This window comes from Micromonospora sediminicola (assembly GCF_900089585.1).
Taxonomy (GTDB): Bacteria; Actinomycetota; Actinomycetes; order Mycobacteriales; family Micromonosporaceae; genus Micromonospora; species Micromonospora sediminicola.
This window is the reverse complement of the sequence record NZ_FLRH01000003.1, coordinates 705254-721284: the sequence shown is the minus strand read 5'-3', so window position 1 is coordinate 721284 and position 16031 is coordinate 705254. Positions and strand designations below refer to the sequence as shown.

The following is a 16031-nucleotide window of genomic DNA, read 5'->3' as shown; positions in this document are numbered from 1 at the left end:
GGAATGGCTGGGGAATGTGACCAGGGAACGGCAGGGAGCTCCCGGCGTGCCATCCCGGCGTCTCACCGCACGGGTGCTGCTCGCCGCGGTGTCGGCGCTGGCCGTCGCGGGCGGCCCGCTCGCGCCACCGGCGCACGCGACAGCGGCTGCCCCCGTCGCCCGTCCGCTGCCGGCCCGGGCCCCCGACGCGGTGGTCCGCACCGACCAGGTCCGCGACGAGCAGTGGCAGTTGGCGGAGTTGCGGGCGAAGACCGCCTGGCGCACCTCGACCGGTCGCGGCGTGGTGGTCGCGGTGATCGACTCCGGTGTGGATGGTTCGCATCCGGACCTGGCCGGGCAGGTGCTGCCCGGCCTCGACCTGGTCGACCCGGACGGCGCGGGCGGGCCGGACCCGGTCGGGCACGGCACCACGGTGGCCGGGCTGATCGCCGGGCGGGCCGACGACGACCGGGGCGTGGTGGGGCTGGCGCCGGATGCCCGGATCCTCCCGGTCCGCGTGCTGGACGCCGAGAACCGGTACGACGACGCGCTGATCATCGCGAAGGCCGTGCGGTGGGCGGTGGACAACGGCGCCCGCGTGATCAACCTGTCGCTCGGCGGCGGCGGTGACAGCCCGGCCCTGGCCGCGGCGCTCGACTACGCGTTCGCGCGCGACGTGGTGGTGGTCGCCTGCACCGGCAACCTGGCCACGTCGACCAGCACCAAGGTCTGGTACCCGGCCCGGGAGCCGGGCGTGCTGGCGGTGACCGGGCTGGACCGCAACAGCGAGAACCTCTGGTCCGGCTCGGTCACCGGCCGCGAGACCATCCTCAGCGCCCCGGCCACCGCCCTCTACGGCGCGCGGCAGCAGGGCGGCTACTGGCGGGTGCAGGGGACGAGCTTCGCCGCGCCGCTGGTCGCCGCGACGGCTGCCCTGGTCCGGGCCCGCTATCCGCGGATGCCGGCCGGGGACGTGGTGAACCGGCTGATCAGCACCGCCCGGGATCTCGGCCCGACCGGACGGGACGACCGGTTCGGCTTCGGCATGGTGGATCCGGTGGCCGCGCTCACCGCCGACGTGTCGCCGGTGGGGCGCAACCCGCTCGACGACAACGCCTCCCCGGGGGTGGTGGGCTTCGGGCCGGCACCCGGCGAGGGCCGGGACAGCCGGGCGGCGGGCGCGGGGCAGGGCGGTGATCCGCTCGGCCCAACGCAGAAGTCCGGGTGGTCGGCCCGCCCGGCCGGGCAGGCCGACGACTCCGCGCCGGAGCGGTTGTGGACCGGGCTGGCGTTGTTCGTCGCCCTGGTCACCGGCACCGCGCTGATGGTGCGCCGGTTCCGGCAGACCCGTCGCTGAGCGGCCGGTCTGATCGGGCCGTGCCCTGGGTAGTGAACGGCGCATGAACACCACCGGTCCGACGTCCACGCGGGAGCGGTCCTGGCGGGCCCGTCGCCTCGACCCCGACCACTCGCTGGGTCTCCGGCTCACCCTGGCCGCCACCGCGGCCTTCCTGGTGCTCGTGCCGTTCGCCCTGCTCGCGCTGCTGGTGCTGGGCGCCTGGCCGCCGCTGCTCCGACTGGACGCGTCGGTCACCGACACGTTCCACGGCTACGCGGTGGACCATCCGGCCTGGGTCCACGTGATGACCGTGTGGACCCACGCGCTGGGGCCGGGGCCGTTGCGGGTGGCCGCCGCGGTGGTGGTGGTCTGGCTGCTGCGTCGCGGCGCGCCCCGGCTGGCCGTGTGGGTGGTCGCCACCATGCTGGTCGGTGGGCTGCTCGGCGCGTTGCTGAAGCTGCTGGTCGGGCGGGACCGGCCGGAGCTGCTGGACCCGGTGGCGCGCGCGGCGGGCTACTCCTTCCCGTCCGGTCACGCGTTGAACGCGGCGCTGGCGGCCGGGGTGTTGCTGCTGGTGTTCCTGCCGTTCGCCCGGGACAGCCGGGCCGGTCGGGTCGCGCTGTGGACGGGCGCCGCGCTGGTCATGGTGGTCACCGGGCTGAGCCGGATCGCGTTGGGCGTGCACTGGACCAGCGACGTGGTGGGCGGCTGGGTGCTCGGGGTGGCCGTGGTGGCCGCCACGGCGGCCGGCTTCGCGACGTGGCGCACCTCGACCGGCCGGCGGACCACGCGTCCGCTGCGCGAGGGGATCGAGCCGGAGCTGGCCGAACCGGGGCCGGACGACCCACGGGCGTAGTCCGGCGCGGATCTGGGTAGATGGCGGCCCATGTCCGATGTCGTGGTCCGGGTCACCCGGCGGGTCCTGCTGCCGCTGGCGCTGCTGTTCGCTCTCATGGTGGGGCTCGGACTTCTGGTCACCCGGGTCCTCGCGCACACCTGGCCGTTCACCGTGGAGGACGCGGTCAACCGCGAGCTGGCGGCCGACCGGACGGGGGGCTGGAACGACGTGTCGCTGGTCTTCAGCACGTTGGCCAGCACCCAGATGATCGTCGTGGTGACGGTGCTGGCCGCGCTGGTGCTGCGGTTGGTGCTGCACCGTTGGCGGGAGCCGCTCTTCCTCTGCGCGGCGGTGAGCGCCCAGGCGTTGATCTTCCTCTTCACCACCATGGTCATCGACCGGAACCGCCCGGCCGTCGAGCACATGGACGCGTCCCCGCCGACGTCCAGCTTCCCGTCCGGGCACACGTCCGCCGCGACCGCGCTCTACGTCGGCCTCGCGGTGCTGCTGGCGCTGCGGGCGCGCAGCACCCCGGCCAAGGTCACCTGGTGGGCGCTGCTGGTGCTGGTGCCGGTCGGGGTGGCGCTGACCCGGATGTACCGGGGCATGCACCACCCCAGCGACGTGGTGGCCTCGTTCCTCAACGGCGGGACCTGCGTGGCGATCATGGCGCGCGCGGTGCTCGACCGCACGCTGACCTGGGGGCGCGCGAAACTGCCGCTCAATCGGTCGGGCGACGACGTGGCCCCGGCCGGCGCGCCGGCCGGCGGCTGAACCCCGCGCCGCCCGGCCGCCGTCGGCCCCGCTCAGGTGCAGTCGCCGGTGCCCACTCCCCGGGTACGCTCCGCGCCCGCCAACGCCACCGACCGCGCCTCGGCCGCGGTCACCGCGAAACCGGTGTTCGGATCGTCCGCGGCCGCCGCGAAGATCACCCCGAGCACCAACCCGTTCGACGAGACCAGCGGTCCGCCGGAGTTGCCACTGCGCACCAGCGCCCGGATGGTGTAGATCTCCCGGGTCACGTCACCGGCGGAGTAGATGTCCGGCCCGGTGATCCGGTCGACGTCGCGGACCCGGGCCGGGCGGGCGTCGTACGGGCCGTCGAGCGGGAAGCCGAGCACGATCGCGTCCGCCCCGCTGCCCGCCTCGCCGGCGGCGAAGCGCAGCGACGGCCCGGGCAGGCCGGGCACGTAGAGGACGGCCAGGTCGCGGTTCGGGTCGTAGACGACCACCTCGCCGTCGTACCGCTCGCCGCGCAGCTCCACCGCCACCGAGCGGGTGCCGGCCACCACGTGCGCGTTGGTCATCACCCGGTCGTCGGCGTAGACGAAGCCGGAGCCCTCGATCCGGCGCGAGCAGCTCGGCGCGGAGCCGAGCACCTTGACCACGGCCCGCTTGCTGTTCTGCACCACCTGCGAGTTGGCCAGCGCCGGGTCGGGTGGGGACACCTGCCGGGCGGTGGTGCGGTCCAGCCCGTTGAACACGTCGGGGAAGCCGTTGGTGTCGACCGTGTCGCGCAGCGCCGTGGACAGTTCCTGCGCCTGGTCGGGCAGCACCCGGTCGACGACGGTGAGCAGCGCGCTGTTCTTGACCGAGGCGGCCAGCCAGGGCACCGAGGAGGAGCCCAGCGGCACCGCGACGAGCCAGGCCACCAGCATGACCGCGATGACGGAGATGAACGCGCCGCCGACGTCGTCGATCTTCTTCCCGGCCGGCCCGGTGATGGCCGCGCGCAGGTTGGAGCCGAGCCAGCCGGCCAGCGCCTGCCCCAGCACGGCGAGCCCGAAGATCGCCACCAGGGAGATCAGCACCCGGGTGCCGCTCGCCGCGAACTGCTGGGCGATCAGCGGGCCGATCTGGAGGCCGAGCAGCGCGCCCAGGAAGAACCCGGAGAACGACAGGGCCCCGATGACGAAGCCCTGGCGGTATCCGCTGATCGCGAACACGAGCATGAGCAGGAGCAGGACGAGATCCACGGCGGACACGCCCCAAGGGTACGGGCACCGGGCCCACGGGAGGCTCAGCGCTCGCTGAACGTGACCTGAGGGTGCGCCCGGGTGATCAGCGCACCCGCGTCTCGTCCGCCGCGTCGGTGCCGGCCGACGGGGCGGGGGTGGCGCCCACCGGCGGCAACTCCACCACCCGGCTGCGCGGCCACGGCCGGGCCCAACCGCCCATCTGCAACAACGTGTCGATCACACCGGCGGTGAAGCCCCAGACCAGCATGCCGCGCACCGAGAAGGCGGGGCCGATCCAGCCGCTGGGATGGCGTACCCGCATGCGGTTGTCGGGGTCGACCAGCTCGGCGACCGGGAGCCGGGCGACGTGCGCGACCTCGGCCGGCTCGCGCGGGTGCACCGGGTGCGGCTCGTGCCACCAGGCGAGCACCGGGGTGACCACGAAGTCGCTGACCGGGATCCAGAGCCGGGGCAGCTCGGCCAGCACGGTGACGCTCCCCGGGTCGAGGCCGACCTCCTCGTTCGCCTCGCGCAGCGCGGTGGCGCGGGCGTCGGCGTCCTCCGGGTCGGCGGCGCCGCCGGGGAAGGCGGGCTGCCCGGCGTGGTTGCGCAGCGTCGCGGCGCGCTGGAGGACCAGCACGTCCGGCCCGGCGTCGGGTTCCTCGCCGAGCAGCACCAGCACGGCGCTCTCCCGACCCCCGCTGTCCGGGGTGACGATCCGGGTGAAGTCCTCCGCCCGGGCGGTGCCCAGCCGGCCCAGCAGCGGGTCGATCCACGCGGGCGGCCTGCGGGTCACACCGTCACCCCGAGATGGGTGCGGACCAGCTTCGCGAGCCGGTCGTCGTCCAACGCGCCGGTCGCGTCGACGTGCCGGATCCGGCCGTCGGCGTCGACCAGGACGGTCAGCGGGAAGGCGTTGCGTTCGAGCGCGCGCTGGAACGCGTCGCCCTGGTCGACGAGCATGGGGAAGCCGACGCCGAAGTCCTCGCCGATGGACTGCGCGCCACCGCGGCTGTCCCGGCTGTTCACGCCGATGACCTGGAACCGCCCGTCGGCCCGCTCGCTGAGCCGTTGGAAGGCGGGCAGCTCCTTGCGGCACGGGGCACACCAGGACGCCCACACGTTGATCACCGCCGGGCCCTTGACGTCCCGCACCCGCACCGGCGCGCCGCCGGTGAAGCAGTTGAGGGTCAGGTCGGGCAGCGCGACGCCGGCGGCGCCGGTCGGTGCCGGGGCGGCCGACGCGGGCGCGACGGTCAGCGGGGCGCAGTCGGCGAACGGCGACGGACGCTCGGCCCGGGTGGCCGGCGCCGGGCCGGCCGGCTCCTCGGCCGTGGCGGTGCAGCCCGCCGCCGCGAGCAGCAGCGGGACGAGCAGGTAGGCGAGCCGGCGCGTCACGGCACGTCCGCCGCGGCCGCCTGCTGCGGCACCAGGTCGGGGTCGAGGCCGACGGCGACCGCCAGGTCCCGCGCGCGGGGGCCCTTCAACAGCTTGGCCGCGGCCGCCGGCTCGGTCGGCCCGGTGCCGTACGCGGGGCAGAGCTTCGCCAGCGTGCACGCGCCGCAGGCGGGCTTGCGGGCGTGGCAGACCCGGCGGCCGTGGAAGATGATCCGGTGCGACAGCATCGTCCAGTCGCGCTTCGGGTAGAGCGCGCCGATCGCATGCTCGATCTTGACCGGGTCGGTCTCGGTGGTCAGCTGCCACCGCTGCACCAGCCGCTGGAAGTGGGTGTCGACGGTGATGCCGGGGACGTCGAAGGCGTTGCCGAGGATCACGTTCGCGGTCTTGCGCCCGATCCCGGGCAGCGTCACCAGGTCGACCAGCTTGCCCGGCACCTCGCCGTCGTAGCGCTCGCAGAGCGCGCGGCCCAGGTTGATCAGGGAGCTGGTCTTGTTGCGGTAGAACCCGGTGGGCCGGATCAGCTCCTCCAGCTCGCCCCGGTCCGCCCCGGCGTAGTCGGCGGCCGTGCGGTAGCGGGCGAACAGCTTCGGCGTGACCTCGTTGACCTTCTTGTCGGTGCACTGGGCGGAGAGGATCGTGGCGACGGCCAGCTCCAGCGCGTTGGAGTGGTCGAGTTCACAGTGCGCGTCGGGGTGGGTCTCGGTCAGCACCCGACCGATCCGGCGGGCGCGACGCGTACGACCGAGGTCGGTCTCGGGAGAGCGCGTGGTCACGCCGGCCAGCCTACGTCGCGGGGCCGACGCTCCGGCGGGTCCACGCGGGCGGCGTGCGCTCAGCCACCCGCCGGCGCGCTGATCTTGCCGCTCGGGTCGAGCTTCGCGCCGGTGTCCGGGAAGTCGGCCGCGGTCACCTCGCGGACCAGGCCGAGGCCACGGTCCTGCCGGTCGACCGACGGCTTGCCGACGCCGTTCATCGCGGTCGAGGTGAAGGTGCCGCCGACGAAGCGGCCCTCGGCGGTGAGCGACACCTTGAGCACGCCGCCCCAGCCGAGCCGACCGGCGCTGTTCAGCGACTTCCCGCCGCCGGCGAAGTTGCCCAGGCTGTAGGCGATCAGCCGGCCCTTGTAGAACTCCATGCCCCGCAGCACGTGCGGCCCGTGCCCGATCACCAGGTCGGCGCCGGCGTCGATGACCGCGCGGGAGAAGCGCATCGGGTCGCCGCGGTTCTCGCCGACGTACATCTCGGTGCCCGGCTTCACCCGGGTGCGGTCGGCGCCCTCGGCGCCCATGTGCACCTGGACCACCACGAGCTGGGCCTGCTCCTTGGCCAACTCGATCACCTGCTTGGCGGCGTCGATGTCGATCAGGCTGTTCGACCAGGGGTACGACGAGAAGCCCACCACGGCCACCTTGACGCCCTTGACGTCGACCACGGTGATCTCGCCCGGTGCCCCGGTGTGCTTGAGCCCGTGCGCCTCCAGCGCCGACTGGGTGTTCTCGTAGCCCTGCTGGCCGTAGTCGTTGCCGTGGTTGTTGGCCTGGTTGAGCAGCTGGAAACCGGCCGAGCGCAGGTGCGCCGCATAGCCGGGGGGTGCCCGGAACTGATAGCAGTTCTTCGGGTTCGGGCCGCACTTGCCGGCGCCCGTGTCGTCGGTGAGCGGCTCCTCCAGGTTGCCCATCACCAGGTCGCCCTTGAGCGCCGACTTCACGTCGTCGAAGAAGCCCTTGCCGCCGTTGGGGGGCAGCCGGTTCGGCGCGTTACCCATGATCACGTCGCCGGTGGCGGTCAGCGAGATCGCCCGGTCGGCCGCGCCGCCCGCGGCGGGCTGCTCGGCCGTCGCGGGAGCGGCCGAGCCGGGGGTCCCCCCGCCCTGCCCGGTCTGCCAGCGCGGGTCGTCCCCGCCGGAGGTCGAGCAGCCGGCGACCAGGAGGACGGCGACGAGCGTGGCGAGCCCGGCGAGGCGTCGACCGGGGACGGCGGGAGGCGGGCCGGGAGCGGCGGCGCGGCGGGACCAGGGCGCAGAGCGGGCGGAAGCGTACATCGTCGGCGACGCTACCGTCCCGGGATCGCTCCGACGAGGGCCGATCGGTCGGATTACCCGTCGTGGCACGTCAGACCGCCCGCCGGTCGGACCAGGGCACCACGGTGCCGGCGCCGCCCGCCCGGACGGCGGCGTGCACGGCCCGGGCCAGCGGGGCGCCCCAGGTCGAGCGGGGCCCGCCGTACGGGGCCGGGTCGCCGTCGGCGGGGCAGAGAACGGTGACCGCGTCGGTGGGGGTGCCGGTGGCCGGCAGGCCCAGCTCCCAGATCGCCTGCGCCTTCGCCTCGGTGGCCGTGGCCACCGCGTTGACCAGGGCGGCCTCGCCGAGCCGGGCCGGCACGTGCACGACGATGTTGACCGTGCCGACGCGCTGGACGGGCGGCGCGGGCGCGGGCGCGGCGGCCCACACCGGGGTGCCCAGGCCGACGGTGGCCCAGACCCGGACGCCGCCGTCCGCGCGGTGCACCACCTCGGTCACGTCCACCCCGGTGAGCAGCCCGACGCCGGGCCCGTCCAGGTCGAGGTCGCGGGCCATCTCGGCCAGGTGGGCGGCGGGGTCGTCCCGGTCGTACGACATCGGCACGGTCGCGTTCACCACCCACCGGCGGACGCCGATCCCCCCGCCCAGCGGGGCGGAGCCGACCGCCAGCAGCGGCGCCTCGGACCGCCAGACCAGGAGCGGGATGTCCCAGCCGGTTTCGGACCGGGTGGTCAGGATCGGCGCACAGAGCACGCCGGTCACCCTACGATCGCAGGTGGGAACGGGTGGCGCCGGCCCGGGCCGGAGGCGGGATCTTAGCCGCTCACCAGGTCGGGCAGGTTACGCCCAACGATCAAGATTCCAGGGGTGCACCTCTGATTCCTGCTCATGTGCGCCTAGACTGGCGGCGCGCGAGGGATCAGCGGACGGCGGACCCGGCCGACGGACGGCACGCGCAGGCGGAGGTGCGCGATGGACGAGGTACTGGCCCGCAGCGGGATCTTCCAGGGTGTGGACCCGGAGGCTGCCGAGGCGCTCGCCAAGGAGATGGAGACGATCGAGGTCCGCAAGGGCGAGGTCGTCTTCAACGAGGGCGAGCCCGGCGACAGTCTCTACATCCTTCTGTCCGGCAAGATCAAGGTGGGCCGCCGCGCCGCGGACGGCCGGCAGAACCTGATCGCCGTGATGGGCCCGTCGGACATGGTGGGCGAGCTGTCGCTCTTCGACCCGGGCCCGCGTACGGCGACGGCCACGGCGGTCACCGACACCCGGCTGGTGCGGCTGCGTAAGCAGGCCCTGCGCCCCTGGCTCAACAACCGGCCCGAGATCGCCGAGCAGTTGCTGCGCGTGCTGGCCCGCCGGCTGCGCCGGACCAACGACTCGCTGGCCGACCTGATCTTCACCGACGTGCCCGGCCGGGTCGCCAAGAACCTGCTCCAGATGGCCGGCCGTTTCGGCACCCGCGACGGCGGCGTGCTGCGGGTGACACACGACCTCACCCAGGAGGAGATCGCCCAGCTCGTCGGCGCCTCCCGGGAGACCGTCAACAAGGCGCTCGCCGACTTCGCCTCGCGCGGCTGGCTGCGCCTGGACGGCAAGAGCATCATCATCCTCGACCCGGAGCGCCTGGCCCGCCGCGCGCGCGTCTGACCTCCGCACCGGCTTTCCCGGCCCGGCCCGCCTCGCGCGGTCCGGGCCGGCGCCGTCTCTGCCCGGCGCAGAATTCCTGGACGGCCCGACGGGCGGCGGCCAGGCTGGGGCGATGCGTGAACGTGTCGCCGTCCTCTCCGACATCCACGGCGTGCTGCCGGCGCTGGAGGCCGTCCTGGCCGAGCCGGACGTGGCCACCGCCGACCTGATCGTGCTCACCGGCGACATCGCCGACGGCCCGCAGCCGGTCGAGGTGCTGGATCGGCTCGCCGCGCTCGGTGACCGGGCGTGCTGGGTGGGCGGCAACGGTGAACGCGACCTGGTGGCGGCCCATGCCGGCCGTCCAGCCCCGTACGACGTCTCCAACTGGGCCGCCGCCCAGCTCCGCGACGACCAGGTGGCCCGGCTGGCCGCGCTGCCGCCGCACGTCACGCTGCCCGTCGCCGGCCTGGGTGAGGTGCTGTTCTGCCACGCCACGCCCCGGGACGACGAGGAGATGGTGCTGGTCGACTCCCGCCTCGACCGCTGGGCCGAGGTCTTCGCCGGCCTCCCCGCCGAGGTCACCACCGTGGTCTGCGGGCACACCCACATGCCGTTCGCGCGGCTGGTCGACCGCCGCCTGGTGGTCAACCCGGGCAGCGTCGGGATGCCGTACGGGGGCGCGGGCGCCTGGTGGGCCCTGCTCGGCCCCGGCGTGCAGCTGCGCCGGACGTCCTTCGACGTGGACGCCGCATGCGCCCGGATCGCCGCCGGATCCACCTTCCCCGACGCGGTGGCGTGGGCCGACGAGTACGTCCGCTCCCGCCACTCCGACGCCGACGCCCTCGCCGTCTTCGGGCCGCGCGACGGCCGCTGACCGTTAACAAGGGGCCCTTCCTCTACCGGAGGCGTTAACAGGGGGCCCTTCCTTTCAAAAAAGTCAGGCTTGACTGTTTGTTTTGAGGGCGGCAGGCTGTCCCCGTGCCCGCCGCATCGACCCGCGTCCCTCAGCAGGACCGCAGCCGCGCCACCCAGGCCCGACTGCTGGAGGCGACCGTCGAGTGCCTGGTGGAGCACGGCTGGTCCGGCACCACCACGACGGTGGTGGCGGCCCGCGCCGGCGTCTCCCGGGGCGCCCAGCTGCACCACTACCCGACCAAGGCGGCGCTGGTCACCGCCGCCGTCGCCCACCTGACCGAGCGTCGGGCGGTCGAGCTGCGCACCGAGGCGGAGGCCCTGCCGGCCGGCCCGCGCCGGCTCGACGGGGTGGTCGACCTGCTCGCCGCCGCCTTCACCGGCCCGCTCTTCGTCGCCGCGCTGGAGCTGTGGGTGGCCGCCCGCACCGACGCCGAGCTGCGCGACGCGCTGGTCCCGCTGGAGGCCCGGATCGGCCGCGAGATGCACCGGCTCACCGTCGAGCTGCTCGGCGTGGACGAGCGCCGCCCCGGCGTCCGCGAATCGGTCCAGACCACGCTCGACCTGCTCCGCGGCCTCGGCGTGGCCAACCTGCTCAGCGACGACTCGACCCGCCGCACCACCCTGCTGCACGCCTGGAAGCGCCAGCTCGCCGCGCTGCTCACCGCGGAGGGCGAGCGGCACTGATCCCCTGACGGCCCGTCCCGCCCGGAGGCACCATGGTCGACCTGAATGCACTGCTCGCGGATCTGGCCGCCGAGTCCGAGCAGCTCGACGCGCTCGTCGCGGACCTGCCGCCGGCGGGGTGGGAACGGCCGACACCGGCCCCCGGCTGGACCGTCGCCCATCAGGTCGCGCACCTCGCCTGGACCGACCACGTGGCTCACCTGGCCGCCACCGACGAGTCGGCGTTCTTCGCCTCGGTCACCTCCGCGCCGGACCCGTCCCGCCTGGTCGAGGACGGCGCCGAGTCCTTCCTCGCCCCGCCACCGGCGCTGCTGGCCCGCTGGCGTGCCGGCCGCTCGGCGCTCGCCGGCACGCTCGCCGCCGTCCCGCCCGGGCAGAAGATGCCCTGGTACGGCACGAGCATGTCACCCGCCTCGATGGCCACCGCCCGGCTCATGGAGACGTGGGCGCACGGCGAGGACGTGGCCGACGCGCTGGGCGTCCGGCGTACCCCGACCGCGCGGCTGCGACACGTCGCGCACCTCGGCTTCCGTACTCTCGGGCACGGCTTCGCGGCCCACGGCCGCGCGGTGCCCACGGCGCCGGTGCGGGTCGAGCTGACCCCGCCCGCGGGCGGTGAGCCGTGGGTCTTCGGGCCGGCGGACGCGGCCGACCGGGTGACCGGGCCGGCGCTCGACTTCTGCCTGCTGGTCACCCAGCGCCGGCACCGCGCCGACCTGGCCCTGATGGCGACCGGGCCGGTGGCCGACGAGTGGCTGGACGTGGCCCAGGCCTTCGCCGGCCCGCCCGGCGACAAGCGGGAGCCCGCCGACGGAGTGCCCTCATGAGCGTGCTGCGGGTCGGGAACGCGTCCGGGTTCTACGGCGACCGGTTCGACGCCTGGCGCGAGATGCTCGACGGCGGCGAGCTGGACGTGCTGACCGGCGACTACCTGGCCGAGCTGACCATGTTGATCCTCGGCCGGGACCGGATGCGCGACCCGTCGCTCGGCTACGCCAAGACGTTCCTGCGCCAGGCGGAGGGCGTGCTCGGCGCCGCGCTGGAGCGCGGCGTCACGCTGGTCACCAACGCGGGCGGCCTCAACCCGGCGGGGCTGGCCGACGCGATCCGGTCGCTCGGCGACCGGCTCGGCCTCCAGGTGCGGGTCGGCTACGTCGAGGGCGACGCGATCCAGCGGCCGGACGCGCTGACCGCGAACGCGTACCTGGGCGCGTTCGGGATCGCGGCCTGCCTCGACGCGGGCGCGGACGTGGTGGTGACCGGGCGGGTCACCGACGCCTCGCTGGCGGTCGGGCCGGCCATCGCCCGCTTCGGGTGGGGCCGGGACGACCTCGACGCGCTGGCCGGGGCGACCGTGGCCGGGCACCTGATCGAGTGCGGGGCGCAGGTCACCGGCGGCAACTTCAGTTTCTTCACCGAGCTGCTGGACGGCGGGCGCCGCCCCGGCTTCCCCATCGCCGAGCTGCACCCAGACGGCTCGTCGGTGCTCACCAAGCACCCGGGCACCGGTGGCGCGGTGACCGTCGAGACGGTCACCGCGCAGCTGCTCTACGAGGTGGGCGGGCCGGACTACCTCGGGCCGGATGTGGTGACCCGGTTGGACACGGTGCGGCTGGACCAGGAGGGCCCGGACCGGGTACGCGTCACCGGGGTGCGCGGCACGCCGCCGCCGGACACGCTGAAGGTGGGCGTCAACAACCTCGGCGGTTTCCGCAACTCGATGACGTTCGTCCTGTGCGGGCTGGACGTGCCGGCCAAGGCGGCCCTGGTCCGCAGCCAGATCGAGGAGTCGGTCGGCACCGAGGGGCTGGAGTTCACGCTGGCCCGCACCGACCACCCGGACGTCGGCGACACCGAGGCGGCGAGCGCGCTGCTGCACGTCCACCTGCGCGACGGCGACAGGTCGCGGGCCGGGCGGGCGTTCTCGGCGGCGGCGGTGGAACTGGCGCTGGCCTCCTATCCGGGCTGCACGCTGACCACGCTGCCCGGCGACGCCACCCCGTACGGGGTGTTCACCGCCGACAGCATCGCGCAGGACGCGGTGGAGCACGTCGCGGTGCTTCCCTCCGGCGCGCGCGTGCCGGTCCCGCCGCCGACCGTGACGAACGGTTTGCAGGGGGCCCCTGTACAACACGAGGCGTTAACAAGGGGCCCTTCCTTGCACGCCAGCCGGCGGGGGCCGCTGGGTGAGCTGGTGGGGGCGCGGTCGGGGGACAAGGGTGGCGACGCCAACCTCGGCGTCTGGGCCCGCACGGACACGACCTGGGCCTGGCTGCGCGACTGGCTCACCGTGGAGCGGCTGGCCGAGCTGTTGCCGGAGACCGCGCCGCTGACCGTCGAGCGGTACGAGCTACCGAACCTGCGCGCGGTCAACTTCGTGATCCGAGGGCTGCTCGGCCAGGGCGTGGCCGCCTCCACCCGGTTCGACCCGCAGGCCAAGGCGCTCGGCGAGCTGCTGCGCTCCCGGGTGGTCGACCTGCCGGCGGAGGTGTCGGCATGACCATCGTGGACACCCCCGAGCGCCGCCAGCTGCGCGAGCTGACCCGCTCCTTCGTCACCCGCGAGGTGCTGCCTCACCTGGCCGGGTGGGAGCGGGCCGGCGAGGTGCCCCGGTCGCTGCACGAGACCGCCGCGAAGATCGGGCTGCTGGGCATCGGCTTCCCCGAGTCGGTCGGCGGCAGCGGCGGCGACCTGCTCGACTCGATCGTGGTCACCGAGGAGATCATCCGCTCGGGCGGTTCGTCCGGGCTGATCGCCGCGCTGTTCACCCACGGCATCGCGCTCCCGCACATCGTCGCCGCCTGCGGCGACACAGCCGGCTCAGGCGCCGGCGGTCCGCAGCATCTCATCGAGAGGTACGTGCGGCCCACCCTGGCCGGGACCATGATCGGCGCGCTGGCGATCACCGAGCCGGACGGCGGGTCGGACGTCGCCGGCATCCGCACCTGCGCGGTCCGGGACGGCGACCACTACGTGGTGAACGGCGCGAAGACCTACATCACCAGCGGGATCAGGGCGGACTTCGTGACCACCGCGGTCTGCACCGACTTCCCCGGGTCGGGCTCACTGAGCCTGCTCGTGATCGACAGGGACTCCCCCGGGTTCACCGTGGGTCGGCGGCTGGAGAAGCTCGGCTGGCACTGCTCGGACACCGCCGAACTGTCCTTCGTCGACGTGCGGGTGCCGGTGGCGAACCGGATCGGCCCGGAGGACACCGGCTTCCTCGCCATCATGCAGCAGTTCGCCACCGAGCGGCTCTCGCTGGCCACCCAGGCGTACGCGACCGCGCAACGCTGCGTCGACCTGGCCGTGCGGTGGTGCCGGGACCGCTCCACGTTCGGCCGCCCGCTCGCCGGTCGGCAGCTCGTCCGGCACCGGCTGGCCGAGATGCACACCCGCGCCGAGGCGGCCCGCGCGTACGTGCACGAGGTGGCCGAGCGGGTGGCCGCGGGACAACCGGTGGTGACCGAGGTGGCGATGGCGAAGAACGTGGCGGTGGCCGCCTGCGACCACGTGGTCGACGCCGCGCTGCAACTGCACGGCGGCTTCGGCTACCTGCGCGACGCCGAGGTGGAGCGGCACTACCGGGACGCCCGCATCCTCGGCATCGGCGGCGGCACCACCGAGATCATGAACGAGATCATCGCGAAGGGCATGGGCCTGTGACTGTCCTGCAGAGCACGATCGACACATCCGCGCCGGCCTTCACCGCCAACCGCGAGGCGCTGCGGGAACGCCTCGCCGAGCTGGAGACCGCGCTCGACCAGGCCCGGGCCGGTGGCGGCGAGAAGTACGTGACCCGCCACCACGGGCGCGGCAAGCTGCTCCCCCGGGAGCGGATCGAGCTGCTGCTCGACCCGGACAGCCCGTTCCTGGAGCTGTCGCCGGTGGCCGCGTACGGCACCGACTTCCCGGTGGGCGCCAGCACCGTGACCGGCATCGGCGTGGTCGAGGGCGTGGAGTGCCTGATCGTGGCGAACGACCCGACCGTACGCGGCGGCGCGATCAACCCGTGGTCGCTGGCGAAGACGCGGCGGGCAGGCGAGATCGCGCTGGCCAACCGGCTGCCGATGGTGAACCTGGTCGAGTCCGCCGGCGCCGACCTGCCCACCCAGGCGGAGATCTTCATTCCCGGCGGGCGGGTGTTCCGCGACCTGACCCGGCTCTCCGCGGCGAAGATCCCCACGGTCAGCGTGGTGTTCGGCAACGCGACCGCCGGCGGGGCGTACGTGCCGGGCATGTCGGACTTCACCATCATGATCCGGGACCGGTCGCAGGTCTACCTGGCCGGGCCGCCGCTGGTGAAGATGGCCACCGGCGAGGTCACCGACGACGAGTCGCTCGGTGGCGCGACGATGCACGCCACCACCTCCGGCCTGGCCGACTTCCTCGCCGAGGACGAGCGGGACGGCATCCGCCTGGCCCGGCAGTGCGTCCGCCGGCTCAACTGGCGCAAGCATGGCCCGCCGCCGCGCAACCCCCACCCGCTGCCACCCCGGTACGACCCGGAGGAGCTGCTCGGCATCGCCAGCGCCGACCTGAAGGTGCCGTTCGACCCGCGCGAGGTGCTGGCCCGGGTGCTCGATGACAGCGCGTTCGACGAGTTCAAGCCCGGCTACGGCACCGCGCTGGTCACCGGCTGGGGTGAGCTGCACGGCTGGCCGGTCGGCGTGCTGGCGAACGCCCGGGGCGTGCTGTTCAGCGCCGAGGCGCAGAAGGCGGCCCAGTTCATCCAGCTCGCCAACGCGGCCGACACTCCGCTGGTCTTCCTTCAGAACACCACCGGCTACATGGTCGGCACCGAGTACGAGCAGCGCGGCATCATCAAGCACGGTGCCCTGATGATCAACGCGGTGTCGAACTCCACGGTGCCGCACCTGACGGTCAACCTGGGCGCCTCCTACGGCGCCGGCAACTACGGCATGTGCGGCCGGGCGTACGAGCCGAGGTTCCTGTTCACCTGGCCGAACGCGAAGTCGGCGGTGATGGGACCGGCGCAGCTCGCCGGCGTGCTGTCGATCGTGGCCCGGCAGGCCGCCGCCGCCCGGGGCCGCGAGTACGACGAGGACACCGACACCGCCATGCGGATGATGGTCGAGCAGCAGATCGAGTCGCAGTCCGGGGCGCTGTTCCTCTCCGGCCGGCTCTACGACGACGGGGTGATCGACCCCCGGGACACCCGTACCGTCCTCGGGCTCTGCCTGTCGGCGATCCACAACGGACCGGTGAAGGGCGCCGACGGTTTCGGCGTCTTCCGGATGTGA

General features: G+C 74.2%; 16 protein-coding genes. 10 read left to right on the top strand and 6 right to left on the bottom strand.

All coding sequences use genetic code 11. The features are described 5' to 3' along the window. Positions 1-16: 16 nt before the first annotated feature. The 3 genes from mycP to GA0070622_RS03815 are packed head-to-tail and all read left to right on the top strand — an operon-like array spanning position 17 to position 2930. On the top strand, positions 17-1336 hold the full coding sequence (gene mycP, locus GA0070622_RS03825) for a type VII secretion-associated serine protease mycosin (RefSeq protein ID WP_176710412.1): 1320 nt from the start codon (positions 17-19) through the stop codon (positions 1334-1336). Positions 1337-1379: 43 nt separating this feature from the next. After that, positions 1380-2174 carry a phosphatase PAP2 family protein gene (locus GA0070622_RS03820; RefSeq protein ID WP_091568617.1) on the top strand — a complete coding sequence of 265 codons (795 nt, stop codon included), beginning with the start codon at positions 1380-1382 and terminating at the stop codon, positions 2172-2174. 30 nt (positions 2175-2204) lie between these two features. Then, positions 2205-2930: a phosphatase PAP2 family protein gene (locus GA0070622_RS03815; protein WP_091568615.1), complete on the top strand. Its 726-nt coding sequence runs from the start codon at positions 2205-2207 to the stop codon at positions 2928-2930. Positions 2931-2962: 32 nt separating this feature from the next. On the opposite strand, the gene GA0070622_RS03810 is transcribed toward GA0070622_RS03815, so the two are convergent. The 6 genes from GA0070622_RS03810 to GA0070622_RS03785 all read right to left on the bottom strand — a co-directional run bounded on the left by GA0070622_RS03810 (position 2963) and on the right by GA0070622_RS03785 (position 8289). After that, positions 2963-4141, bottom strand: a complete 1179-nt coding sequence (locus tag GA0070622_RS03810; protein WP_091568612.1) for a MarP family serine protease — start codon at positions 4139-4141, stop codon at positions 2963-2965. A gap of 76 nt (positions 4142-4217) precedes the next feature. Further along, positions 4218-4910: an NUDIX hydrolase gene (locus GA0070622_RS03805; protein ID WP_091568610.1), complete on the bottom strand. Its 693-nt coding sequence runs from the start codon at positions 4908-4910 to the stop codon at positions 4218-4220. Beyond that, positions 4907-5512: a TlpA family protein disulfide reductase gene (locus tag GA0070622_RS03800; protein WP_091568607.1), complete on the bottom strand. Its 606-nt coding sequence runs from the start codon at positions 5510-5512 to the stop codon at positions 4907-4909. The genes GA0070622_RS03805 and GA0070622_RS03800 overlap by 4 nt, the downstream gene beginning before the upstream one ends. Then, on the bottom strand, positions 5509-6288 hold the full coding sequence (gene nth, locus GA0070622_RS03795) for an endonuclease III (RefSeq protein ID WP_091568604.1): 780 nt from the start codon (positions 6286-6288) through the stop codon (positions 5509-5511). Before nth ends, GA0070622_RS03800 begins: the two co-directional genes overlap by 4 nt. Before the next feature lie 59 nt (positions 6289-6347). Further along, positions 6348-7556 carry a CapA family protein gene (locus tag GA0070622_RS03790; protein ID WP_091568601.1) on the bottom strand — a complete coding sequence of 403 codons (1209 nt, stop codon included), beginning with the start codon at positions 7554-7556 and terminating at the stop codon, positions 6348-6350. A 70-nt stretch (positions 7557-7626) separates the two neighbouring features. Continuing rightward, positions 7627-8289, bottom strand: a complete 663-nt coding sequence (locus GA0070622_RS03785) for an adenosylcobinamide amidohydrolase (protein WP_091576841.1) — start codon at positions 8287-8289, stop codon at positions 7627-7629. 219 nt (positions 8290-8508) lie between these two features. Here GA0070622_RS03785 and GA0070622_RS03780 point away from each other — a divergent pair, with 219 nt between their 5' ends. From GA0070622_RS03780 to GA0070622_RS03750, 7 genes are all read left to right on the top strand, one after another. Continuing rightward, on the top strand, positions 8509-9186 hold the full coding sequence (locus tag GA0070622_RS03780; protein WP_007073398.1) for a Crp/Fnr family transcriptional regulator: 678 nt from the start codon (positions 8509-8511) through the stop codon (positions 9184-9186). A gap of 112 nt (positions 9187-9298) precedes the next feature. After that, positions 9299-10042, top strand: a complete 744-nt coding sequence (locus GA0070622_RS03775) for a metallophosphoesterase family protein (protein WP_091568598.1) — start codon at positions 9299-9301, stop codon at positions 10040-10042. A 104-nt stretch (positions 10043-10146) separates the two neighbouring features. After that, positions 10147-10767 carry a TetR/AcrR family transcriptional regulator gene (locus GA0070622_RS03770; protein WP_091568595.1) on the top strand — a complete coding sequence of 207 codons (621 nt, stop codon included), beginning with the start codon at positions 10147-10149 and terminating at the stop codon, positions 10765-10767. A 32-nt stretch (positions 10768-10799) separates the two neighbouring features. Beyond that, positions 10800-11594, top strand: a complete 795-nt coding sequence (locus GA0070622_RS03765) for a TIGR03084 family metal-binding protein (RefSeq protein WP_091568593.1) — start codon at positions 10800-10802, stop codon at positions 11592-11594. Further along, positions 11591-13267 (top strand): acyclic terpene utilization AtuA family protein, encoded by a 1677-nt coding sequence (locus GA0070622_RS03760; protein ID WP_091568590.1) that lies wholly within the window; start codon positions 11591-11593, stop codon positions 13265-13267. The genes GA0070622_RS03765 and GA0070622_RS03760 overlap by 4 nt, the downstream gene beginning before the upstream one ends. Continuing rightward, positions 13264-14433, top strand: coding sequence for an acyl-CoA dehydrogenase family protein (locus GA0070622_RS03755; RefSeq protein ID WP_091568588.1), 1170 nt, complete (start codon positions 13264-13266; stop codon positions 14431-14433). Before GA0070622_RS03760 ends, GA0070622_RS03755 begins: the two co-directional genes overlap by 4 nt. Continuing rightward, positions 14430-16031, top strand: a complete 1602-nt coding sequence (locus GA0070622_RS03750) for an acyl-CoA carboxylase subunit beta (RefSeq protein ID WP_091568585.1) — start codon at positions 14430-14432, stop codon at positions 16029-16031. The genes GA0070622_RS03755 and GA0070622_RS03750 overlap by 4 nt, the downstream gene beginning before the upstream one ends.